The organism is Rhodococcus sp. NPDC019647 (genome assembly GCF_044389235.1).
Lineage (GTDB): Bacteria > Actinomycetota > Actinomycetes > Mycobacteriales > Mycobacteriaceae > Rhodococcus_F > Rhodococcus_F oxybenzonivorans.
The window spans coordinates 1-21,652 of record NZ_JBIRXS010000056.1 but is presented as its reverse complement, the minus strand read 5'-3'; the positions used below and the strand labels follow the sequence as shown (position 1 = coordinate 21,652).

General features: G+C 66.3%; 21 protein-coding genes and 2 pseudogenes. 13 read left to right on the top strand and 10 right to left on the bottom strand.

The genetic code is table 11. The annotated features are described in order from the left end of the window. The first annotated feature begins 208 nt into the window (after positions 1–208). The 6 genes and pseudogenes from ACH49N_RS38395 (at position 209) to ACH49N_RS38370 (ending at position 5,942) form a co-directional block, all read left to right on the top strand. Positions 209–3,463 carry a protein kinase gene (locus ACH49N_RS38395; RefSeq protein ID WP_358278578.1) on the top strand — a complete coding sequence of 1,085 codons (3,255 nt, stop codon included), beginning with the start codon at positions 209–211 and terminating at the stop codon, positions 3,461–3,463. 164 nt (positions 3,464–3,627) lie between these two features. Continuing rightward, positions 3,628–4,767 (top strand): PEP/pyruvate-binding domain-containing protein, encoded by a 1,140-nt coding sequence (locus ACH49N_RS38390; RefSeq protein WP_358278576.1) that lies wholly within the window; start codon positions 3,628–3,630, stop codon positions 4,765–4,767. After that, entirely contained in the window at positions 4,764–5,366 is a 603-nt protein-coding gene (locus ACH49N_RS38385; RefSeq protein ID WP_358278575.1) for a hypothetical protein, read from the top strand. Before ACH49N_RS38390 ends, ACH49N_RS38385 begins: the two co-directional genes overlap by 4 nt. Beyond that, positions 5,269–5,511, top strand: a pseudogene (locus ACH49N_RS38380) (type II toxin-antitoxin system Phd/YefM family antitoxin); the annotation flags it as partial. The gene ACH49N_RS38385 and the pseudogene ACH49N_RS38380, both read left to right, overlap by 98 nt. A gap of 3 nt (positions 5,512–5,514) precedes the next feature. After that, on the top strand, positions 5,515–5,658 hold the full coding sequence (locus ACH49N_RS38375) for a hypothetical protein (protein WP_397505224.1): 144 nt from the start codon (positions 5,515–5,517) through the stop codon (positions 5,656–5,658). Next, positions 5,655–5,942: a type II toxin-antitoxin system RelE/ParE family toxin gene (locus ACH49N_RS38370; RefSeq protein WP_397505223.1), complete on the top strand. Its 288-nt coding sequence runs from the start codon at positions 5,655–5,657 to the stop codon at positions 5,940–5,942. The genes ACH49N_RS38375 and ACH49N_RS38370 overlap by 4 nt, the downstream gene beginning before the upstream one ends. Positions 5,943–5,973: 31 nt before the next feature. Here ACH49N_RS38370 and ACH49N_RS38365 read toward each other — a convergent pair whose 3' ends face one another. The 3 genes from ACH49N_RS38365 to ACH49N_RS38355 are packed head-to-tail and all read right to left on the bottom strand — an operon-like array spanning position 5,974 to position 8,183. Next, complete coding sequence (locus ACH49N_RS38365; protein ID WP_358278573.1) at positions 5,974–6,765, bottom strand: SDR family NAD(P)-dependent oxidoreductase; 792 nt, start codon at positions 6,763–6,765, stop codon at positions 5,974–5,976. 22 nt (positions 6,766–6,787) lie between these two features. Beyond that, a complete protein-coding gene (locus tag ACH49N_RS38360) occupies positions 6,788–7,042 on the bottom strand; it encodes a hypothetical protein (RefSeq protein ID WP_358278571.1) in 255 nt (84 codons plus the stop codon). Beyond that, on the bottom strand, positions 7,020–8,183 hold the full coding sequence (locus tag ACH49N_RS38355) for a Rieske 2Fe-2S domain-containing protein (protein ID WP_358278569.1): 1,164 nt from the start codon (positions 8,181–8,183) through the stop codon (positions 7,020–7,022). Before ACH49N_RS38355 ends, ACH49N_RS38360 begins: the two co-directional genes overlap by 23 nt. Before the next feature lie 184 nt (positions 8,184–8,367). On the opposite strand from ACH49N_RS38355, the gene hsaA reads away from it, so the two are divergent. Next, complete coding sequence (hsaA, locus tag ACH49N_RS38350; RefSeq protein ID WP_358278567.1) at positions 8,368–9,534, top strand: 3-hydroxy-9,10-secoandrosta-1,3,5(10)-triene-9,17-dione monooxygenase oxygenase subunit; 1,167 nt, start codon at positions 8,368–8,370, stop codon at positions 9,532–9,534. Here hsaA and ACH49N_RS38345 read toward each other — a convergent pair whose 3' ends face one another. Next, a complete protein-coding gene (locus tag ACH49N_RS38345) occupies positions 9,535–11,073 on the bottom strand; it encodes an FAD-dependent oxidoreductase (protein ID WP_358278565.1) in 1,539 nt (512 codons plus the stop codon). A 204-nt stretch (positions 11,074–11,277) separates the two neighbouring features. Here ACH49N_RS38345 and ACH49N_RS38340 point away from each other — a divergent pair, with 204 nt between their 5' ends. The 6 genes and pseudogenes from ACH49N_RS38340 to ACH49N_RS38315 all read left to right on the top strand — a co-directional run. Then, positions 11,278–11,889, top strand: coding sequence for a TetR family transcriptional regulator (locus ACH49N_RS38340; protein WP_201453489.1), 612 nt, complete (start codon positions 11,278–11,280; stop codon positions 11,887–11,889). A 172-nt stretch (positions 11,890–12,061) separates the two neighbouring features. Further along, the gene (locus ACH49N_RS38335; protein ID WP_358278564.1) at positions 12,062–13,225 is read left to right on the top strand and encodes a steroid 3-ketoacyl-CoA thiolase; all 1,164 of its coding nucleotides are present in this window, start codon (positions 12,062–12,064) and stop codon (positions 13,223–13,225) included. A 25-nt stretch (positions 13,226–13,250) separates the two neighbouring features. Then, positions 13,251–15,440 (top strand): acyl-CoA dehydrogenase, encoded by a 2,190-nt coding sequence (locus ACH49N_RS38330; protein WP_358278563.1) that lies wholly within the window; start codon positions 13,251–13,253, stop codon positions 15,438–15,440. Positions 15,441–15,446: 6 nt separating this feature from the next. Beyond that, on the top strand, positions 15,447–16,322 hold the full coding sequence (locus tag ACH49N_RS38325; RefSeq protein WP_358278562.1) for a MaoC/PaaZ C-terminal domain-containing protein: 876 nt from the start codon (positions 15,447–15,449) through the stop codon (positions 16,320–16,322). Continuing rightward, on the top strand, positions 16,319–16,969 hold the full coding sequence (locus tag ACH49N_RS38320) for a PaaI family thioesterase (RefSeq protein WP_159918574.1): 651 nt from the start codon (positions 16,319–16,321) through the stop codon (positions 16,967–16,969). Before ACH49N_RS38325 ends, ACH49N_RS38320 begins: the two co-directional genes overlap by 4 nt. 18 nt (positions 16,970–16,987) lie before the next feature. Next, positions 16,988–17,092, top strand: a pseudogene (locus ACH49N_RS38315) (SDR family mycofactocin-dependent oxidoreductase); the annotation flags it as partial. 520 nt (positions 17,093–17,612) lie between these two features. Here the strand turns inward: ACH49N_RS38315 and ACH49N_RS38310 are convergent. From ACH49N_RS38310 to ACH49N_RS38285, 6 genes are all read right to left on the bottom strand, one after another. Continuing rightward, positions 17,613–18,077: a hypothetical protein gene (locus ACH49N_RS38310; RefSeq protein ID WP_397505219.1), complete on the bottom strand. Its 465-nt coding sequence runs from the start codon at positions 18,075–18,077 to the stop codon at positions 17,613–17,615. Positions 18,078–18,342: 265 nt separating this feature from the next. Continuing rightward, on the bottom strand, positions 18,343–19,095 hold the full coding sequence (locus tag ACH49N_RS38305; protein ID WP_358278561.1) for a glucose 1-dehydrogenase: 753 nt from the start codon (positions 19,093–19,095) through the stop codon (positions 18,343–18,345). An 83-nt stretch (positions 19,096–19,178) separates the two neighbouring features. Then, on the bottom strand, positions 19,179–19,691 hold the full coding sequence (locus tag ACH49N_RS38300; RefSeq protein ID WP_358278560.1) for a 2,4'-dihydroxyacetophenone dioxygenase family protein: 513 nt from the start codon (positions 19,689–19,691) through the stop codon (positions 19,179–19,181). A gap of 46 nt (positions 19,692–19,737) precedes the next feature. After that, on the bottom strand, positions 19,738–20,214 hold the full coding sequence (locus tag ACH49N_RS38295; RefSeq protein ID WP_358278559.1) for a 2,4'-dihydroxyacetophenone dioxygenase family protein: 477 nt from the start codon (positions 20,212–20,214) through the stop codon (positions 19,738–19,740). Positions 20,215–20,323: 109 nt separating this feature from the next. Continuing rightward, entirely contained in the window at positions 20,324–20,959 is a 636-nt protein-coding gene (locus ACH49N_RS38290; protein WP_358278558.1) for a helix-turn-helix domain-containing protein, read from the bottom strand. Next, positions 20,923–21,387, bottom strand: a complete 465-nt coding sequence (locus ACH49N_RS38285; protein WP_358278557.1) for a hypothetical protein — start codon at positions 21,385–21,387, stop codon at positions 20,923–20,925. Before ACH49N_RS38285 ends, ACH49N_RS38290 begins: the two co-directional genes overlap by 37 nt. Between the last annotated feature and the right edge of the window lie 265 nt (positions 21,388–21,652).

Here is a 21,652-nt window from a genome sequence, read left to right as displayed (position 1 = left end):
AACCCGCCGAGGAGGTGGCGCCTGCGGCTCTGACTGCATAACCCTTACGAGGAGTCACGCGACGACCGTCGTACACCACGCCCTGGGACTTGACCCAGTTCTCACGACATCGAGGTGCGGCATCGGCTAACTCTGCGCGGGTCGAAGTTGGGACGAGTAACTTCGAGTGGGCAAACAATCGACACGGTTCGGCAATCCGAGGGCCTTCATGATGGAGTTTGATCCCTTCGCTACCCGTCCGGATGTGGCCGGTTCGGTCGTCGCGGACTTGGCGGCGGCTGGGTTCGCCGACGCCGCGGAGATCGGCCGCGGGGGGTTCGGGGTCGTGTACCGCTGTCGGCAGACTGCGCTCGATCGCACCGTGGCCGTGAAGGTGTTGACCGGGGACCTCGACGAGGACAGCCGTGCGCGATTTCTGCGTGAGCAGCGTGCCGCGGGCCGCTTGACCGGCCATCCCAACGTCGTCAACGTCCTGCAGGTCGGAGTAACCGGGAACGACCGGCCTTTTATCGTCATGCCGTTCTACACCCATGACTCCCTCGATGCCCGCATCCGAAGACGGGGTCCGCTGACGCTGGAGGAGGTGCTGCGCGTGGGCGTCAAGATCGCTGGTGCCCTCGAAGCCGCGCACGGCCTCGGTATCCTCCATCGCGACGTCAAGCCGGCCAATATCTTGCTCACCGATTACGGTGAGCCCGCGTTGACCGACTTCGGTATTGCCCACATTGCGGGTGGATTCGAAACCACCGCCGGAGTTGTGACCGGATCGCCGGCCTTCACGGCTCCCGAGGTCATTGCCGGCGGTACACCGAGTCCGGCCGCCGATGTGTACGGTCTGGGTGCGACCGTGTTCGCCGCCGCCACCGGCCACGCTGCCTTCGAACGCCGAAGTGGTGAGCAAGTAGTTGCCCAGTTCGTCCGGATCACCACCGCGCCGACACCGGAACCGCGAGAGCACGGCATCGCCGACGATGTCAGCACCGTGATCGAGGCGGCGATGGCGAACGATCCTGCCAGTCGCCCGTCCGTCGAGGAACTGGGCAGACGACTGCGGCACGTGCATCACCAGCACGGCTATCCGGTCGACGACATGGCCGGCCGCACCTTTCGTGAGGACACACCACCAGCGCACCCACCGCACGATGATGCGCCACGAGCTGCGCATCCGGGCCGTACCGGGGCGCTGCCGCTGGAGTTGACCAGCTTCATCGACCGTCGGGAGGAGACGGCGAAGGTCACTAGCTTGCTGTCGACGGCCCGCATGGTGACCTTGACCGGGATGGGAGGGGTGGGCAAGACTCGGCTGGCGCTGCGAGTCGCCGATCGAACACAATCGCGGTTCGCTGATGGTGTGTTCCTGATCGAGCTGGGCGAGCTGCGCGACGACTCGCTTCTCGTTGCCATGGTGGCGGATGCGCTGGGGCTACGAGACCGAGCTGCGAGGCCACTTCTCGAGGTTCTCGCGGAATTCCTCGCCCCCCGCGAAGTGCTGCTCGTTCTGGACAATTGCGAGCAGGTGCTCGACGCGGTCGCGAAACTCTCCGAAGCGTTGCTCCGCACCAGCCCGGGCCTGCGGATGCTGCTGACCAGCCGGGAGCCGATCGGGATCAGCGGCGAAATAGCGCTACCGATCGCCCCGCTTGCGGTACCCGACGCCGACCATCTGCCGAGACGGTTGCCCGGCAACGACGCGGTGGCACTGTTCGCCGAGCGGGGCGCCGCGGTTCTGCCCGGCTTCGAGATCACCGACGACAACAAGGTGACCATCGCTCGGATATGTCAACGCCTCGACGGCCTGCCGTTGGCGATCGAGCTGGCCGCGGCGCGACTTCGGGCGATCTCCCCAGAGGAGATTCTGCAGCGACTCACCGACCGCTACCGGTTCCTGACTCGCGGAAGCAGAGACGCTCCGTCACGGCAACAGACCTTGCGGATGTGCATCGACTGGAGCTATGACCTGTGCACACCCCTCGAACAACTGATGTGGGCTCGCCTTTCCATGTTCGCAGGTAGCTTCGAACTCCATGCGGCCGAGCAGATCTTCGGGCAGGACCCGACCGGTGACGATTTCCTGGATACCGTCACCTTTCTGGTCGACAAGTCGATTCTCATTCGAGAGCAGTCGGCTCCGGTCGCTCGGTTCCGGATGCTCGAGACGGTGCGCGACTACGGTCGGGAGAAGGTCCGCGCCGGCGCCGACTACTCCGAGCTGCGCACCCGATACAAAAACTGGTATTTGCAGCTGGCCTCGGACGCCGAGGCTGATTGGGTCGGTCCGCGGCAACTCGAGTGGCTGACCCGATTGGTCGCCGAACTTCCGAATCTCCGGCAGGCACACGAGGTTTGTTTCTCCGAAGACCCCGAGTCCGGGCTTGGCATGGCCGCAGCGCTGTTCCCTCTCTGGTTATCGCGCGGTTTGTTGACCGAAGGACGGCGCTGGATCGATCGACTATTGGCTCTGTCGCCCCGCACCGTAGGAGTTGACCGCGCCAAGGCAATACTCTGGGCCAGCGTGATGGCGGGAGTGCAGGGCGACCTGCAGGCATCGATCACCCTGATCCAGGAAGGGCGGGCACTCGCCAATCGATCGGCCGATCCTCTGCTGCAGGCGCACATCGACCTTGCCGAAGGTCACCGGGCCCTGTACGGCGGCGACATCGATTATGCACGAATCCATTTCGAAGCCGCACGACCAACCTACGCCGCCGTGCCGAGTGCACTCGCCCTCCGCATCCTCTTGTTGCAGGGTCTCGGGTTCGCGTACGAGTTGCTCGATCACACCGAGCACGCCATCGAATGTTACGAGAGTGCACTCGCGGTCACCGAAGAGCACGGTGAAGCAGTGCATCGGTCGTATTTGCTGTGGGCCCTGGCCGTGGTGGTGTGGCGACACGCCGATACCGAACGCGCGAACGAGCTACTCCAACAAGCGCTCCGCGTTGCTCGGAAAGTCAATGAGCGGCTCGCCATCAGCATGTGCCTACAAGCACTCGCGTGGATCGCTGCCGAGGGGGGTGCTTTCGAACGAGCCGTGGTGTTGACCTCGGCTGCAGAGAACATCAGCCATGCCATGGGGAGTTCCCCGATGTTCGTATCTGGGTTGCTCCAGTACCGCGAGCGATGTGAACGGGATACACGGAGGGCGCTGAGCGAAAAGGTATTTGCCGCAGCTCAGAGAAAAGGGAACAAGCTGGGAGTGGAGTCGGCGGTCGCCTACGCGCTCGGTGAGCAAAGTCCGGCGTCATCCACACCGACCACTGGACAGGCCGAGCCGACGAAGCGGGAGAAGGAGGTCGCCGAGTTGGTCGCCGAGGGGTTGACCAACAGGGAGATAGCGTCCCGCCTGACGATCTCTGTGCGCACCGCGCAGGGGCACATCGAACACCTTCTTGCCAAGTTGAGCTTCACGTCGCGTGCCCAGATCGCTGCATGGGTTGTGGAGTCACGGCGAACCATGCCGTGACACACCGTGGTACGGACGCGCGGTCTCTACAGGCGCCCGAGAGTCGTAACGTTGGATCAGCGTTCCTCGCAGCGGTTACCTCGCCCCTCGCTGTCGCCGATACTCGACACCACGACCGTCAAGGAAGTGTTGACAACCGGCCGGTGATGGCCTGGGGTAGACGGGTGACGATCGACGACCCTGCAGCCGACGACCGCGAGGCGGAGGCTCGGGCGGTGCCGGTGGTTCCCCTCGCAGAGGCGTCGGAGCGTTGCGGTGCAAAGGCCCGCAACCTCGGTGCGCTGCTGCGGGCAGGATTCCGGGTGCCCGACGGATTCGTGATACCCGATCCGCTCGGAAATTCCGGCTGGGAGAGAGAGGTCGAGGCCGGTCTCCGTCGTCTCGGGCCGGGGCCGTTCGCCGTGCGCTCGTCCGCCCTCGCGGAGGACGGCATCGAGTACTCGTTCGCCGGGCAACTGGCAACGACGCTCGGGGTCACCACCACCGCCGAGGTGATCGAGGCGGTGCGTCGCAGCGCCTCGTCGGCCTCCTCGACCGAAGCGGTCGCGTACGCCGCGCGCACCGATCGGGAGGCTCCGACGTCGGGCGGGGTGATCGTGCAGGTGATGGCACAACCCGCGGCGGCCGGAGTTCTGTTCACCCGGCACCCGGTCACCGAGGCCGAGCAGGTGGTGATCGAGGCCGCACGGGGTCTCGGCGAGGCAGTCGTGGCCGGGACCGTCACTTCGGAGGCGTACCTGGTCGACGGTGCGCAGGTGCGGGTAGTGAGGCACCGGGACAGGCAGCTGCTGACCACTGCCCAAGCCCGCGCCCTCGCGGCTCTGGGACGCGATATCGAGACTCTGTTCGGGCGCCCGCAGGACATCGAGTGGGCGATCGACAGCGACGACATCTGGGTCCTGCAGGCCCGGCCGATCACGACTGCTCATGCCACCGCACCGCCAGTGCGAGCAACGCCCGGCGAGGTGGTACTGACCGGGGTCGCGGCCAGCCCGGGCACCGCCGTCGGGCCGGCGCGGATCATCGACAACCTCGACGACTTCGCCGGCTTTCGTGATGACGACGTGCTGGTCTGCCGCACGACCTCACCGGCGTGGACCCCGCTGCTGGCCCGAGCATGCGCGGTGGTTACCGAGACGGGTGGGCTGCTTGCGCACGCCGCAATCGTCGCCCGCGAATTCGGTATCCCGGCGGTTCTTGCGGCGGCGGGCGCCAGAACCACGTTGGCCGAGGGAGGGCTGGTTTTCGTCGACGGAACCCACGGGCGCGTCGGCGTCGTCAACGAAAACGCGGGGAGAACATGATGTCGCACCGCACCTCATCGGACATCTTGGTGCTGCACGCCGTGCGGATCCTGGGCTACGCGGAAACCGCGCGCATCGCCGCCCGGTTCGCCTTACCTGCAGCACTGGTCGCAGAGCACCTGCTCGATGCCGAGGCCAGGGGGTGGGTCACACATACCGACTTCGCCGGGGACGGCGGCTGGTCTCTGACCGAAACCGGAAGGGTCCATGGCGAGCGAGCGCTGGCCGCCGAGCTCGAACAGTGCGGGAATCGCGCCGTGGTGGTCCAGGTGCATCAGGACTTTCTGCCGCACAACGTTGCTGTGGCGGACGCGTGTACCGCCTGGCAGTTGGCCGGGATGGGTCTCGGCGGGACGACCGCGACCATCGACGAGACGATCACCCGGGACGAGACTGCGGCGGACGCCCTGGCCGAACTCGAGGCGCGCCTGGTCCTGGGCATGAACCGGTTCGCCGGTTATCACCGGCGGTTCGCCGGCGGCCTCGAGCGGGCAGGCGCCGATCCGTCGTGGATCACGGCAACCGACCGCGACTCCTGCCACCGCGTCTGGTTCGAATTCCACGAAGACCTCATCGCTTCGCTCGGCCTGGTCCGATAACAGGCCCAGTGCTGTTCGAAACAGGCCCGATATTCCCCGCGGCAGTGCGGTCTGCCTTCCTGAGGCCGAACGCACGCACGAGCGGTTCGAGATCACTCGCAACGGTCACCGCGCCGCGGTCCTGCTGGGCGCCGACGACTACGACGCGTTGCGCGAGACGATCGCGGTGTTGTCGGATACCGATCTGTTGGCGGCGCATCTCGCCGGCCGGGCCGAGATCGAGGGCGGGGATGTCGTCGATGCCCAGGCGTTGGCCCGCCTGATGCGCGATGCTCGGTCGTCCGGGGAGTGAGCGAGCCAGGTGAGGGGTATCGGTTGGTGATGGCGCGGTCGGCTGCGCGCACGCCGGCGATGTCGTTGCCGGAGAAGGTCGCGACCGCGGTGCACGAGTTCGTCACCGGTCCGCTGCTGGAGAATCCGCGGCGGGTGGGGAAACCTCTGGATCCACCGCTCGCCCCGGCGTACAGCGCCCGCCGGGGAACGTACCGGGTGCTGTATCTGATCGACGACGTGAACCGCACAGTCGAGGTCACCGCGATCACCCATCGCGCAGACGCCTATCGGTCCTCGTCCTGACGTTGGCGGCGACTGTTGCGGCCGCCCGCCGTCACCCGCGACCCAGCAGCTTCCGCATCCCCGCGGCCGCACCCTGCACGAGTGTGTCGCGGGGGAATCCGCTCCGCTTCTGGGCTGCTTCGTAGTTGCCGCCCGCCACCCAGACGGGTCCGTCGGCTAGGTGTGCGAGTCCTTCACGCGCGACGTCTTCGGGTTCGGCGACGTTCATGCCGGGGAGGTCGAAGTTCAGTCCGGCCCGCACCATTGCGGGGGTGCGGGTGACGCCCAGGACCAGTTCGAGTACGTGGACGCCGAACGGTGCCAGTTCGAGCCACAGGCTTTCCGCGAAGATGCGCCCGAAGGCCTTCGATGCCGCGTAGATGCTTTGGTGTTCGGAACCCATATATCCGGCCAGTGACCCCACCAGCATGATGCCGCCCCGCCCGCGTTCCTTCATTTTCGCGCCAAAGTGATGCGAAAGCTGCAGTTGTGACGTGATGTTGAGGTCGATGACGCCCTGAAATCCGGTCAGGTCGCCGCTGACGAATTCGTGCCCGTAGCTGTTCGCACCGGCGTTGAAGATCAGCAGGCCCACCTCGACGTCGTCGGTGGCGATGCGGATGCGGTCGAACGCGTCCGGCGAGAGGAGGTCGAGTGCGAGGGTGCGGACCTCCACACCGTTCGCGCGCACCTTTTCGGCCGCCTCCTCGAGTGGTTCCGGCTTGCGGGCGATGAGTACGAGGTTGATTCCGGCGCGGCTCAGTTCGTCGGCGAAATGTGCGCCGACGCCCTCCGACCCGCCGGCGATCACGGCCCATGGTCCGTATTGGTGGGTGTCGATCATGGGGTGTCCTTTCGAAGGAAGTTCAGGAGACGACGATGGGGGTGGGAACCGGGTCGGGGTCGCGCACCGTGATGTCGCCCCGCTCCGCCGCTCGGACGATGGATGTGGTCAGTGCGTCGCAGCCCTTCCGGGGGGACCCGGGACGGCCGTCGCCGGAGCCGGCGATCTGGTGGCACCGGCCGCGAGAGAGGTCGTCCCACTGCACGGAGGTGTGCTCCCAGCTGTTCTTCTGGACCAGCACCCGCGCACCGCACTCAGTGCACTGCAGCGGCTGCATCGGATTCCAGCGCCTTTCGTGCAAGATTGTCTTCCACTTCCTTCTTCCACGACTCCACCGGGCGCGTGGTGTCGAGCTCGAACTCGAACCGTTCGGTCATCTGCGGTGTCACGTTGGCCGCGTCGACGTAGAACTGCTCGTACCACCGGCGCAATTGGTAGACGGGGCCGTCTTCCTCGCACAGCAACGGGTTTTCGATGCGGGTCTTGTTCTTCCAGATCTCGATGTCCTGCTCGAATCCCTTGGCGATGAAGGTGCCGAAGTTCTTCGCCATCTCGGTGGCGGCATCACCCTCGAGTTCCTTCGATTTTTTGACGATGATCCCGTACTGCAGCACGAACTCGTCTGCGCTGACCGGATAGTGGCAGTTGATCAGCACGGAGTCGACGTCGTGGGTCTCGTACTGGTAGGTGAGGTCGTCGACCATGAACGAAGGTCCGAAATAGGTGGCATCCGAACGACTTCCCACCATCTTGGGTTGTCCGGAGGCGTGCGGGCGCATGTCCTCGCGGGCCTGGCCGCGCATGAACTGGCTGGCGACGTGGCCTTCGAAGACGTTCTTGAAATAGGTGGGGAACGAGTAATGGACGTAGAAGAAGTGGGCCATGTCGACGATGTTGTCCACCACTTCACGACAATTCGTGTTCACCGTGGTGCGGTACCAGACCCAGTCCGTCCAGTCGTCGTCGAGCGCCCCCTCGATTCGGGGAATCGTGACGTCTGCCGGCGGCGGGTTACCCTCCGGGTCGTTCCAGACGAACAGCATTCCGTCCTGATCGAGGGTGTGCCACGAGCGGGTACGAGCCAGCGGCGGTACGCGGCGGGCATACGGGATCTTCTTGCAGCGCCCGTTGCTGCCCCAGCGCCAGTCGTGGAACGGACACGCGACCTCGTCACCCTTGACGGTGCCTTGGCTGAGGTCGCCGCCCATGTGCCGGCAGTAGCCGTCGAGTACGGCGAGTTTGCCAGAGCTGTCGGCAAAGACCACCAGTTTGGTGCCGAAGGCCTCGAGGGAATGCGGCTTGCCGTCCCGGAAATCCTGGGACAAACCGAGGCAATGCCAGCCGCGGGCGAATCGGGTCGGTGCAGCGCCCGCAACGATCTCGCGGACCTCGTCTCTGTCGGACTGCTGGGTGCTCACGATGCGTCCCGTCCTCTCCTGCTCGTTCGTACCTGTGGTGTTCAGCACGCTAGGTCAGTGGGAGGAGGCCGATCCGAGACGTCTCACTGGACGGGACCGGTTGGCGTGTGGTGGGTGTGTGCACGCTTCCCGTTGAGCGAGACCGTCGTCCACGGTGCCCCGATCGCGCAATACCCTTCCGCAGATGGTCAACGAGGCGCTGCTGTCGGTCCGTGAATTGCTGCCCATGATCGCGGAGCGCGCCGACAAGGTGGACGAATCGCGACGCGTGTCCGAACAGGTGATCCGCGAACTCGGGGACGCCGGGATGTTCGCGATGCTGCAGCCCAAGCGGTACGGGGGTGCGGAGTGCAATCCCGTTCACTTCTACGAGACGGTGCGTGCGATCTCGGGGGTGTGCGGATCGACGGGTTGGCTCGCGTCGGTGCTGGGTGTGCATCCGTGGCACCTGGCGCTGTTCGACGACCGCGCTCAACGCGACGTGTGGGGACACGACAATTCGGTGCTGCTGTCGTCCGCGTACGCCCCCGTGGGTCGGCTGACGCCCGTGGACGGAGGCTACCGGCTCTCCGGTGACTGGCACTTCTCCTCGGGCTGCGAACATGCGTCGTGGGCGTTGCTCGGGGCGATGGTGGTGGGAACGGAAGGCCGGCCGGTCGATTTCCTCACCGTGCTCGTACCGAGGTCGGATTACCGCATTCACGACGTGTGGGACGTGGTCGGTATGCGGGGGACGGCCAGCAACGAGATCACCGTCGACGACTGTTTCGTGCCCGACTACCGGACCAAACGCAACTTCGAGACCGCGCAGTTACGGGGAGCGGGGCAGAAGGTGAACCGGGGACCGCTCTACCGCTTACCGTTCGCCACCATCTTCACCACGGCCGTCACCGCCCCCGGTGTGGGTGTGGTGGCCGGCTGCTATGAGCGGTTCCTGACGGTCATGCGTGAACGCGTGCGTCTGAGCCTCGGGGGTGGCCGCTTCGTGGAGGACCAGTTCGCCCAGGTGTCGGTGGCCCGGGCGTCGTCCGAGATCGATGCGGCGATCCTGCAGATGGACCGTAACGTCCGTGAGCTGTGGGAACTTGCGGTCGCGGGTGAGGAACTTCCGATGGCGCTGCGGTTGAGAGTCCGTCGCGACCAGGTGCGGGCGACAGAGCGGGCGCTGGACGCGATCGACCTGCTCTTCAAGACGGCCGGGGGCAGCTCGCTGTCTCGGGGCAACGCGATCGAACGGGCCTGGCGCGACGCTCACGCGGGCAGCGTGCATGTGGCCAACGAACCCGAACGCGCCCTTGCACTGTTCGGCAGGGGCGCGTTCGGACTTCCGGTGGAGGACAACCTCGTCTGATCAGTTCCGCATGTGTTGCACTGCCCGGTAGGAGAACACCATTGCGGTGCCCAGCGGGACCCCGGGGCCGGGATAGAAGCGTCCGCTCAATGAGGCGCTGGTGTTCCCTGCCGCGTACAGCCCCTCGATCGGGCTGCCGTCCGCGCGAAGCACGCGGGCATCGGCGTCGGTGCGGACGCCACCCTTCGTGCCGAGGTCGCTGAGGATGATGCGGGCTGCGTAGAACGGCCCCTGCGCGATCGGTCCGAGCGCCGGATTCGGTGGTGCGTCGGCACCCGTTCCTGGCGGGCAGAAGAAGGCGTCGTAGGGATCCTCGCCGCGGTGGAACGCCTCGTCGACACCGTGCTTCGCGTAGTCGTTGAACTGTTCGACGCTGCGCCGAAGCGTGTCGGACGGGACGCCGATCTTCTCTGCGAGTTCCTCGATGGTGTCGGCGGTGACCCAGGTGCCCGCCTCGAGGTGCTGCTGCGCCGGAATCGACGGGATGGAGATGGCCGGCAGAACGGGGCCGCCCTCCCTGGAATCGAAGACCAGATAAGAGTTCGCACTTCGGTGTTCGATCATCGCGCGGCCGAACTGGTCGTACGGTAGCGACTCGTTGAGGTACCGCTCCCCGGTGTCGTCCACCAGGATTCCGCCGCGCACACCCACCATGAACGCGCCTGAGCCGTCGGGAAGTTCGACACCCGGGCACCACCAGGCCTCGTCGAGGAGTGCCGTGTCGGCGCCGACCTCCACGGCCGCCGTCAGCAGGTCGCCGGTGTTCGCCCCCCGCGGTCCCATGCTCCACTCGGCTCTGCCGGGCGTGCCGTTCTCGGTGCGCAGACCGGCGTTGCCCTCGATCCCTCCGGCGGCGAGGAGAACGCCGCGCCGCGCACGTATGCGGATCGTTTGCCCGGCCGCGTCGGTGGCCTCGGCACCCACGACGCGACCGTCCTCGACGATCAGTGTGTGGGCCGCGGTCTCGGTGCGGAGTTCCGCATGCCCGGTCCCGTACAACGCCATCAGGAGACGCCCGATCAGAGCGCGACCGCCGATCAGAGTTCCCTCGGGGTGCGGCTGCCCGGCGCGATCGACGTCGGCCTCCGGACGGATGACCTCACGAAGGTCACCGATCTCGTCGCCGGGCAGATCGAGGGGATTGATCGCGCGGCCGGCGTCCATGCGGCCCGGCGCCTTGTAGTAGTCGGGGAAGGGACGCCACTCGAAGTCGAGGTGCGGGTTCTGCTCGAGGAAGTCGACGACCTCAGGGGCGGTGGCGACGTACGCCTCCTGGCGTTCGACCTCGGAGTCGCCGACCACAGCGCGCAGATAGGTGCGAGCCAGCTCGGTGGAGTCGCCGATGCCGGCCCGTTCCTGGACAGCTGTGCCCGGAAGCCAGACGGCGGCGCCCGAGTAGGCGGAGGTGCCGCCGAAGAGTGGAGTCTTCTCGAGGACGAGGGGGCGCAATCCCTGCGCGGCGGCCGTATATGCGCCGGTCAGCGCGCCGCCGCCCGAACCGACTACAAGAACGTCGCACTCCGTTGTCCAGTCCTGCATCGTCGTGTCCTCCGTTGGGGTGGGTGATGCCTGTGGGTGATGGTTGTGGGTCATGACTGACGCCCAGTCGTGGCGTCCACGCAATCGCATTCGGGCGACGGCATGCACCGCTGGTCCCACTCACCGGACGCATTTCGGCGCCGCCGCGATCGAATGCCAGAATTGGGCTGGATCCGAGGCTGCTCGGGGAGAAGGGGATCGAGGGTGCCGAGAATCGCGGAGGTCAGGGACGCTGCCGAACCCAGTTCGGAGGAGCAGCGGGCGCGCCATGTGCGCATGCTGGAGGCGGCCGCCGAGCTGGCGTCCGAAAAGGAGCTCGCCCGGGTCCAGATGCACGAGGTGGCGAAGCGGGCCGGGGTCGCCATCGGCACGCTGTACCGGTACTTCCCGTCGAAGACGCACCTGTTCGTCGCGGTGATGGTCGACCAGATCGATCAGATGGGCGCCGGATTCTCGAAGGGTGTCGCTTCGGATACGACTCCCCAGGACGCCGTCTACAACGTGCTGGTGCGGGCCACTCGTGGCCTCCTGCGCCGGCCTGCGCTGTCCACGGCGATGATTCAGTCCACCAGCACCGCGAATGTCGCCACCGTCCCGGATGCCGGGAAGGTCGACCGAGCCTTCCGCCAGATCATGCTCGATGCGGCGGGGATCGAACACCCGACCGAAGGTGATCTGACCGCGCTCCGCCTCGTGGTGCAGCTGTGGTTCGGGGTGGTCCAGTCGTGCCTCAACGGCCGAATCTCGATTCCCGACGCCGAATCGGATATTCGAAAGGGCTGCGACCTGCTGCTCGTCGGTCTTTCGCGCCGCTGATCGTTCTCGACACAGGGGTCGTGCACCGTCACGCCTCACGGGGTGCAATTCATTCTCGACACGTCTGCACGCCCGCTATCGAGCCAGCGCATTGATCTATCCCCACAAGTAGAATACGTTTCAGAAATGCCGCCCTGGCACGGATCCTGGCGGCTCAGCGAAGGAGCCAACAATGGGCAACGCAGTCATCGTCGACGCGGTCCGGACACCGATAGGTCGCCGGCGCGGCGCATTGTCCGGACTGCATCCGGCAGAACTGCTCGGAGCGGCGCAACGCGGCGTCCTCGAGCGGGCGGGAGTCCCCGCCGAAAACATCGGTCAGATCGTCGGTGGCTGCGTCACCCAGGCCGGTGAGCAATCCAACAACGTGACCCGGCAGGCATGGCTGCACGCCGGTCTGCCGTATGGCACTGCCGCCACCTCCATCGATTGTGCGTGCGGATCGTCGCAGCAGGCCGTGCACCTGGTGGCCGGCCTGATCGCCTCGGGGCAGATCACCGCGGGAATCGGATGCGGTGTGGAGGCGATGAGCCGGGTGTTCCTCGGTCAGGCGCTGACCCCCGAGACGGGAAATCCCTATCCCGACGACTGGTCGATCGACATGGGCGACCAGTTCACGTCCGCGCAGCGCATCGCGGAACGGCGTGGAATCACCCGACGCGATGTCGACGCGTTCGGCCTCGAGTCGCAGTGCCGCGCCGCTCAGGCCTGGGCCGAGGGACGGTTCGACCGTGAGGTCGTCCCTGTCACCGCGCCCGTCGTGGACAAGCAGGGCGTGCGCACGGGTGAGAAAGCAGTGGTCACCTGGGACGGGGGACTGCGAGAGACGACGGCCGAGGCTCTGGCAGCACTGAAACCGGTGATCGACGGGCACATCCACACCGCAGGCAACTCCTCGCAGATCAGTGACGGCGCCGCGGCCGTACTCCTCATGAGCGAGGAACTGGCCGGCGAACTCGGGCTGCGTCCGCGCGCCCGGATCGTCGCATCGGGCATGGTCGGCTCCGACCCCTACTTTCACCTGGACGGACCGATCGAGTCGACCGCACTGGTCCTCGAGCGGGCCGGAATGTCGTTGGCGGACATCGATCTCGTCGAGATCAATGAGGCGTTCGCCTCGGTCGTGCTGTCCTGGGCGCAGGTTCACGAGGCAGACCTGTCCAAAGTGAACGTCAACGGTGGTGCGATCGCCCTCGGGCATCCGGTGGGATCGACCGGTGCGCGACTGATCACCACGGCACTGCACGAGCTGGAACGGGCAGACAAATCCACCGCCCTGATCACCATGTGCGCGGGCGGGGCGCTGTCTACCGCAACCATCATCGAACGCATCTGACACCCGAGAACTCGACGAGGCCGACATGACAATGGGATTGACCGAAGAAGAGCGAGACCTGCGCGACTCGGTGCGGGGATGGGCCGCGCGAACCGTGACGCCGGACGTGCTGCGGCAAGCGGTGGAAGCGAAAACGGAACAGCGCCCACTGTTCTGGAACTCGCTCGCCGGTCTGGGCGTGCTGGGGCTGCACCTGCCGGAAGAGGTGGGCGGCGCCGGGTGCGGACTGGTGGAACTCGCGGTGGTCGCCGAAGAGCTCGGCAGGGTTCTGGCTCCCGGACCGTTTCTGCCGACCGTGTTGACGAGTGCCGTCCTGAACGAAGGCGGCCACAGCGGCCGGCTGTCCAGGTTGGCCGACGGTTCGGTGCTCGGAGCCGTTGCCTTGCAACCGGGTTCGTTGCGGATCTCCCGCCACGGCGACGAGGTGACCCTCGACGGCGAGTCGGGGTACGTGCTCGGCGGTCAGGTGGGTGATCTGTTCCTGCTGGCGGCGCGGGACGGCGACACGACGGTGTTCGTGGTGCTGCCGCGCGAGCACCTCGACGTCACCGACCTGCCGAGCCACGACGTCGTGCGTCGCAACGCTATCGCCGCCGCACACGGCATCACCCTGGCGAAAGACGCGGTGCTGCCACTCGATTCGCGGCGCGTCCTCGATCTCGCTGCCACCCTGTTCGCCGCCGAGGCGTCGGGCATCGCCGACTGGGCCGTCGCAACCGCCGCCGACTACGCGAAGGCGCGGCAGCAGTTCGGGCGTCCCATCGGCCAATTCCAGGGCGTCAAACACCGGGTGGCCCGCATGCTCACCCTCGCCGAACAGGCCCGGGTGTGCGCCTGGGACGCCGCCCGCGCCGTGACCCCCGACACTGATCCCGCCGAGGCGTCGCTGGCCGCGGCGGTAGCCGGAGCCACCGCACCCGAGGCCGCGTTCTCGGTGACCAAGGACTGCATCCAGGTGCTCGGCGGCATCGGTTACACCTGGGAACACGACGCTCACCTGTATCTGCGGCGGGCGCAGTCGTTGCGAATCCTGCTCGGGTCCACCGCGTCGTGGCGACGCCGGGTCGCCCGTGCCACGCTCGACGGCAGCCGCCGCGTGCTCGGGATCGAACTGCCACCGGAGGCGGACCGCATCCGCGCCGAGGTCCGTGCAGAGATGGCTCCGGTGGTCGGCCTGGGCGAGCAGGAACGCAAGCGTTGCCTGGCCGAAAGGGGTTATGCCGCACCGCATCTTCCCGCACCGTGGGGGAGAGGTGCAGGTGCCGTCGAGCAACTCGTGATCGCCGAGGAACTCCGCGCCGCTCAGGTGAAGCCGCACGACATGATCATCGGCAACTGGGTGGTCCCCACACTGATCGCACACGGCAACGAAAACCAGGTGCAGCGATTCGTGCCACCGTCGTTGCGCGGTGACCTCGTCTGGTGCCAGCTGTTCTCCGAGCCGGGCGCCGGGTCCGACCTCGCCGGACTGAACACCAAGGCCACCAAGGTGGATGGTGGCTGGGTGCTGCAGGGCCAGAAGGTCTGGACGTCGATGGCCCGCGACGCGCACTGGGGCATCTGCCTGGCGCGGACGGCCCCGGATGCACCGAAACACAAGGGCCTGTCGTACTTTCTGATCGACATGAAGTCCAGCGAGGGACTCGACATCCGGCCCCTGCGGGAGATCACCGGTGAGGCGCTGTTCAACGAGGTGTTCCTCGACAACGTCTTCGTCCCGGACGAGTTGCTGGTGGGTGAACCGGGTGACGGCTGGAAGCTGGCCCGCACCACACTGGCCAATGAGCGGGTCTCGCTCTCGCACGACTCCTCCCTCGGATCCGGCGGCGAGGCGCTGTTGACTCTGGCCGCCGACCTGCCCGGCGGGATCGACGACGAGCAGCTGACGGTGCTCGGCAAGGTGCTCTGCGACGCGCAATCCGGTGGTTTGATGGGGCTGCGCACCACCCTGCGCTCGATCGGCGGTGGGCAGCCGGGTGCCGAGTCCTCGGTTGCGAAACTGCTCGGCGTCGAACACATCCAGCAGGTGTGGGAGGTGGCGATGGACTGGGCGGGACCACGCGCCCTGCTCGGCGAGCAGGCCCTCACGTCGGACACCCAGATGTTCCTGAACGCGCAATGCATGTCGATCGCGGGCGGCACCACCAACGTCCAGCTCAACATCATCGGTGAGCGCCTCCTGGGTCTGCCCCGCGACCCCGAGCCCGGAAAGTGATCTGACATGAGTATCGATGTGAACGTCGCCTTGACCGCGGAGCCGGCAGTTCGGGAGGCGTCGTGGACCGAACGCGACGTCCTGCTCTATCACCTCGGCGTCGGGGCGGGCGGCAACGCGGCGGACCCCGCCGAACTCCGGTGGGTGTACGAGAAGAACCTGCAGGTGCTGCCCACATTCGCCCTGGTGGCCGGGCAGGGTATCTCTTCGGGATCGGCGCCGAGTGCCGGGCTGACCATGCCCGGCATCGATGTGGATCTGCGCAAGATACTGCACGGCGGGCAGACGCTGACGGTGCACGCGCCCATCCCGTCCTCGGGCACCGCCCGGGTGTCCTCGCGAGTGGCCGACGTGTGGGACAAGGGCAAGGCTGCCGTCATCGTGCTCGAGCAGACGGCCACCGACTCGGACGACGGTCACCCGTTGTGGACGACGGGGATGCAGATCTGGGCCCGCGATGAGGGCGGGTTCGGCGGGTCCCCTGGTCCCGAGTCGGTGGCCACGCTGCCGGAGCGGAAACCCGACACGGTGCTGGCGTCACGCACCGGAACGGGACAGGCGCTGCTGTACCGGCTCAGCGGCGACATGAACCCGTTGCACGCCGACCCCGAGTTCGCGTCCTCCGCAGGGTTCGACCGCCCGATCCTGCACGGGCTCGCCTCGTACGGAGTGGTGTGTAAGGCCGTCGTCGACGGGATGCTGGACGGCGACCCCACCCGGGTGCGCACGTACTCGGCGCGGTTCGCCGGCTCCCTCTATCCGGGTGAGACGATCGACATCGCCGCCTGGCGGGACGGCGACGTGCTGACGCTGCGCGCGACGTGTCCCGAACGGAACGGACAGCCCGTCCTCACGCACGCCACGATGGAGGTTCGCCCGTGAACACCGGTACGCATCCCACCTTCGAGAACAGCACCGCGGGAACAGTGTTGACGTCTCCCTCCGACGGAGCCGCGGTCGATCGAGCCACCGAGGCGGCGCGCCGCGTGATCGACGCCCTGCTGCGCACCGACCGGGCCAACGCCAACCTCGAGCGAGTGGCCGAGGAGTTGAACAGCATCGCCGAGCACCTCGAGGAGCACGCACCCGCGGTGGCCGAACGGCTGATCGACATGTGGAACGGGGAGGGCGTCACCCGGCACGATCCGGTGACCGGACCGGAGAATGCGCTGGCACCACCCGTAGTCCTCGAAGGCCTGGCGGACGGCTCGGTGCAGGGCACCGTCACCTTGACCATCCCGTACCAGGGTCCGCCCGGGCATGTCCACGGTGGTGTCTCGGCGCTGCTGCTCGACCACGTGCTCGGTGTTGCCAATGCGTGGGGCGGAAAGTCCGGCATGACAGCACAATTGAGCACGCGATACCACCGTCCGACCCCACTGTTCGAACCGCTCACCCTGACCGGGAAGCTGATCGGCGTCGACGGGCGGAAAATTTCCACCGTGGGCGACATCAGGACCGCGGACGGGCAGGTGTGTGTGTCGGTCGAGGGACTGTTCATCGACAAGACCGTCCCGAGGCCGCGCTGAGAGGGGAGGATGCAGGACGTGACCGAAGTCCTACGGTTCGAGAACAAGGTCGTCTTCGTAACGGGCGCTGCGCTTGGTCAGGGCCGGGCCGAGGCGGTGCGATTCGCGCTCGAAGGCGCCGACGATCCGTGCCGCCACCTCCTGCGGCAGACCGGCCCGCGGGGGCTGTTGCCGGCCCACTGAGGGCCTCGTTCAGCGGTTCGATCGTCACCGGCGCGCAGGCTACCGGAGTGCACCGACACTCTGCAGACCAAAAACGCGCTGACGTCGGGTTTTGTGCGGATAGCTGCGATAACATCAGACACGTTTGCGCAGTTCAACGGCTGATGGCAGATCAGCTACTGTCCGGGCCGTTGTTGTAGGTTCCGCAGAGCGGTGTCACTTTCCAAATTCCATGTCACTCGCATGTCACTTTTCAGGTTTCGTGTCACTCGGGACGACACTGGATGCGTGCCTAGAACCAGGACGTCCCGGACCCGCCTCCCCCCGCCTTCCGAGAGGATGACGGATCCCCTGCGTTCGTGACCCGCCGGCCCTGACAGGTCAGTGCTTCCCCACGCCGTCGCTTCCGGGAGTCCGGCGTGGACACGGCCCAGGCAGCTTCCGCGGGGAAGCCCTCAGGCCATATGCTTGCCGTCGACGATCATTTCCTGGGCAGCTGCGGAGAATCGGCGAGGATTCGGTTGACGGTCGTTGCTGCGGTGGCGAGCTGTTGGAGATCGATGCCGGTGTCCACGTCGTGGCTGTGGAAATGCGCGACCAGTTCCTCGGTGGCGAGGTTGCCGTGGGCGCCCGGTGCGAACGGGCACCCACCGTAGCCGCCGACGGCGCTGTCGAAGTGTTCGATGCCCAGATGGCACCCATCGTGAACGAGGATCCGATCGATTCCGTGGCGGGTCGCCGTGGCGCAGTTGCGTGCTGCTTGCAGGGCCGTGGTGAGGGCTTGGCCGTCGGCGTTGTGCAGCTGCAGTCCGATGGTGATGTCGGGCAGTGCCTCGCGTACGGCGCCGACCGCGGTGAGCACGTGTTCGGTGGTGGCGGTGCCGAGGGTGTCGGCCAGCCCCAGGGTGCGCCCTCCGCCAGCGCAAACGTGGTGCCGAGCGGCCACGTGCTGGCCGGCGATTTCGACGGGATCGCCAGGACCGTGTCGGTCGGGGCTGCGCTCACCGGCGGAGCGCGAGTAGCAGTGCTGCGAGTGCGATCCCGACGAGAGTGGTCATGCTGCGGGGCATCGAAGCGGTTCGGACATAGGTCCACCTCCTGCAAGGCGTCGAACTGAGGCTAGCCCCAGACGCTGAGGGCAATACTGTTTGCGTCGTACAAGCCGCTGACCAGGAGATCCTTGCGGCGCGATCCAGCAATACCCGATGGAATCAGGGGCCGGTGAGGTAGCCGCCGTCGACCGGCAAGGCGACTCCGGTGATGTAGGCGGCCTTATCGGACAGCAGCCAGGCCACAGCGTCGCCGACCTCCTCGGGTTCACCGAGGCGCTTGATCGCCTGCGGAGCCACCAATGCGTTCCGGAAGTCTTTTGGGGCTCCTTCAAGAAGTGGAGTTCGGATAGCGTTGGGGCAGACTGCGTTCACGCGTATACCCGCTTCGCCGTATTCCATGGCGGCGTTCTTGGTCATCCCGATGATGGCGTGTTTGGTGGCGGTGTAGACACCGATGTTGCGCACTGCCGTCAGCCCGGCGACGGACGCCACGTTGACGATGGCACCGAAACCGGCCCCCGCCATGTGCTGAATCTGCGCACGCATCCCGGCGAAAGTGCCTCTGAGATTGACATTCGTAACAAGGTCGTAGTCGCTATCGGTGAAATCCGCGAAGGGCTTCACGACGGCGACACCGGCATTGTTGACCGCGAAGTCCATGGCACCGAAGGTGTCCACGCTCGATTCGACCAGTGCCTGTGCGCTCTCGGCGCGCGTGACGTCGCCCGCGGTGAAGACCGCTCGTCCGCCCCGTTCTTCGATCATGGACACGGTCTTCTCACCGCCCTCGCGGGCAACGTCGAGATCCGAGACGACGACGGAGGCGCCTTCGGCGGCCAACACCAACGCGATGCCACGGCCGATTCCACCGGCGGCACCGGTAACGAGGCCGCAGCGTCCTTCCAACAACATGATGTTCCTCGAGTTCGTAGATGCAGGGGGCGGGGCGTTCCGAGGCGCCGTGTGGTCCCCGAAACGTGCCCCGCCAGGGATGTTCAGGACCGGAAGAGGTCCTTGTTGACCGGAAGACCGTTCTCCTTGCAGTGCCGCAGGTAATGGTCGATAAACCAGAACACGTCGTGGATGTCGACGACATTCTCGTCGTCATCGAAGAATTCGATGCAGCCGTTGATCACGAAGTAGGCCGAGAATCCTTGGGGATCGTCGGTGTAGAGAGTGTGGATTGTGCCGGGGCTTTCCTGGACCAGGTCACCGGCCTTCGCGACCCAGTCGTACTCGCGATAGCCCCAGCTTCCGGACAGGGTGTATCCGGTGATCGGCGAACGGTGCTTGTGCTTTCCGATCGATGCGGGCACAGACGAGCGAAGCAGGGTGTGGGCTTGTCCGATCCGGGGGTCGAAGGAAAGGTAGCGGGTGTACATGTTCGGTCCCCCGTATGGGATCCACGGGGAGGTGGCTTCGCTGCCGTCGAGGTAGGCGTCGGGAAGTTGGTAGTCTTGGAGGGTTTGCTCGAGGGTGGAATTGTCGGGGCCGAGCAGTGAGGTCATGAGCGTCGTCCTTGTGGGTGCGTCGTTGTCGGAGGAATGCGCAGGATCACCAGGTGGTGAGGTCTCGGGGCGTGACACCGATGGAGGCGCAGTAGTCGTTGTAGCGCTGGAGCAAGGTCTGCCAGTTGTCGTAGCCGACGCGGTTTCCGGCGTCGTCGACGAACTCGAGTGAGCCCTGGATGACGGCGAAGATGATGGTGGGTTCATCGCCGTCGAGCATGGTGGGGGCGTGGGTGGAGCCGGCGGCCTCGACGACCGAGTCGCCGGGTCCGGCGACCCATCCTTCGTTGTAGGTCCACTGCCCTTGGACGACGTAGACGATGACTGTTCCGGGGTGGAAGTGCTGGGTCAGTGTCTTCCCCGGAGGGGTCTTGATGAAGACGATCATCTCGCCGGTGGACGGGTTCAGCTTGACGAGCTTGATTTCCGATCCGCTGGCTTCGTCCCAGGGAACCCAGACGTTTCCTTCGTCGGGGATGTAGCTGGCGAATGCGTCGTACGCGGTTTCGGCGGTGGCAGTCATGGTCTGTCCTTCTGGTTTGTGCAGCAGGGCTGTGCTGCGAGGTGAACAGGGCGTGCGTGATCGACCCGGAGGACTGAGGGGTTCCAGGCCGGGTTGTTGGTGAGGGGGTTCAGTGGTCGAGGAGGCGGTATTTGTCGAGCTTCTGGTACAGCGTTCCCCGGGAGATCTCCAGCTGCGCGGCGGCGGCGGTCTTGTTGCCGTCGGCAGCGGTCATCGCCTCCTTGATGACCCCGTATTCGGCGACCTCGAGGGGACTGAGGTGTCGGTGCATCAAGTGCTCGGGTGCCGACGCCGGTGATGGGGATGGCTCGGGGGCAGTGGTGGATTCGACGCAGATCTCGAGGACGGCACCGGCGGACAGGTCGTGCTCGTCGACCCGTCGCACGGTGGCGGACAGGGTTGGTGCGAGATCGATTCGATATCCCGAGGGCAGGGTGCGGACGGTGCGCCACACCGTTCGATGCTCGAGACCGAGGTTCGAGGCGATCTCGTCGGCGATGAAGGTGCGCTCGTCGAGGGCGACCAGCGGCGCCGATGAGTTCCTGCGGGCGTCGAGATAGGCGTCGTAGAGCCGCCGCTCCCTGGTGGTGTAGTCGCCCCGTAAGGCTCCGCCGACGTCGTCGGCCATCGACTGGGCAGCCCAGCGAAAGAATTGGTTGGCCTCACTGGCACGGCAGGTGACGTTGACCGCGCCCACCACCTTGCCGGTCAGCGGATGCCGGACGGGTGCTGCGCACAGGCCCATCGGTGGAACGATCCCACGTAATGGTCGGAGCCGATCACGACGGCGAGTTTCCCGGATTCGAGGGCGGTGCCGATGCCGTTGGTACCGACGAGCGCTTCGTCGAAGGTGGCGCCGGGAACCATGTCGACGTCGTCGAGATCGCGGCTGAGCTGCCGGTCGCTGGTCCAGCGCCAGAGCACATTGCCCCGCCGGTCGGCGAGCGCCAAGCTGGTGTTCGAGTCGGCCAGCGCCTCGGTCATGCGCAGAAGCACTGGGATCGCGGCGCGGTGAAACGGTGAGTCATCGGGGACGTCCACCCGGGGGATCGGCACATCATGCGGATCGATACCGCTCCACTTCGACCGGCGCCACGAGGTGAGGACGTCGTGGCCGACACCGACGGTGTCCGAGCCGGAATGAAACGCTTCCCACTGGGAGAGTGTGGACAACTGGGCACCTCCTTCTCGATCTCGGGAGCCACCACGAGTGTGCACCACGTAACAAGCCGGTGGTCTGTTCGATTTTTGAACGCCGCTGCGACCATCGCAGTGGCCGGCAGCAGAGTCCGTGGTGTGCTCTGTGTTGTGGTGCCGGGCGCCAGCAGGAAGGCTGGGATCTCATGGCACGTGTTCACACCGGTGAGTCGGCGCTCGCCCGGGCGGTCCGCATCGTGGAGTCGTTCGGGTTGGACGACTCCACCCTGACCGTGTCGGA

Bases quoted from the DNA above. Each gene is read 5' to 3' on its own strand.
- ACH49N_RS38395 (WP_358278578.1), top strand. From the start codon at position 209: ATGATGGAGTTTGATCCCTTCGCTACCCGTCCGGATGTGGCCGGTTCG.
- ACH49N_RS38385 (WP_358278575.1), top strand. From the start codon at position 4,764: ATGATGTCGCACCGCACCTCATCGGACATCTTGGTGCTGCACGCCGTG.
- ACH49N_RS38365 (WP_358278573.1), bottom strand. From the start codon at position 6,765: ATGATCGACACCCACCAATACGGACCATGGGCCGTGATCGCCGGCGGG.
- ACH49N_RS38360 (WP_358278571.1), bottom strand. From the start codon at position 7,042: ATGCAGCCGCTGCAGTGCACTGAGTGCGGTGCGCGGGTGCTGGTCCAG.
- hsaA (WP_358278567.1), top strand. From the start codon at position 8,368: ATGGTCAACGAGGCGCTGCTGTCGGTCCGTGAATTGCTGCCCATGATC.
- ACH49N_RS38345 (WP_358278565.1), bottom strand. From the start codon at position 11,073: ATGCAGGACTGGACAACGGAGTGCGACGTTCTTGTAGTCGGTTCGGGC.
- ACH49N_RS38335 (WP_358278564.1), top strand. From the start codon at position 12,062: ATGGGCAACGCAGTCATCGTCGACGCGGTCCGGACACCGATAGGTCGC.
- ACH49N_RS38330 (WP_358278563.1), top strand. From the start codon at position 13,251: ATGACAATGGGATTGACCGAAGAAGAGCGAGACCTGCGCGACTCGGTG.
- ACH49N_RS38325 (WP_358278562.1), top strand. From the start codon at position 15,447: ATGAGTATCGATGTGAACGTCGCCTTGACCGCGGAGCCGGCAGTTCGG.
- ACH49N_RS38305 (WP_358278561.1), bottom strand. From the start codon at position 19,095: ATGTTGTTGGAAGGACGCTGCGGCCTCGTTACCGGTGCCGCCGGTGGA.
- ACH49N_RS38300 (WP_358278560.1), bottom strand. From the start codon at position 19,691: ATGACCTCACTGCTCGGCCCCGACAATTCCACCCTCGAGCAAACCCTC.
- ACH49N_RS38295 (WP_358278559.1), bottom strand. From the start codon at position 20,214: ATGACTGCCACCGCCGAAACCGCGTACGACGCATTCGCCAGCTACATC.
- ACH49N_RS38290 (WP_358278558.1), bottom strand. From the start codon at position 20,959: ATGGGCCTGTGCGCAGCACCCGTCCGGCATCCGCTGACCGGCAAGGTG.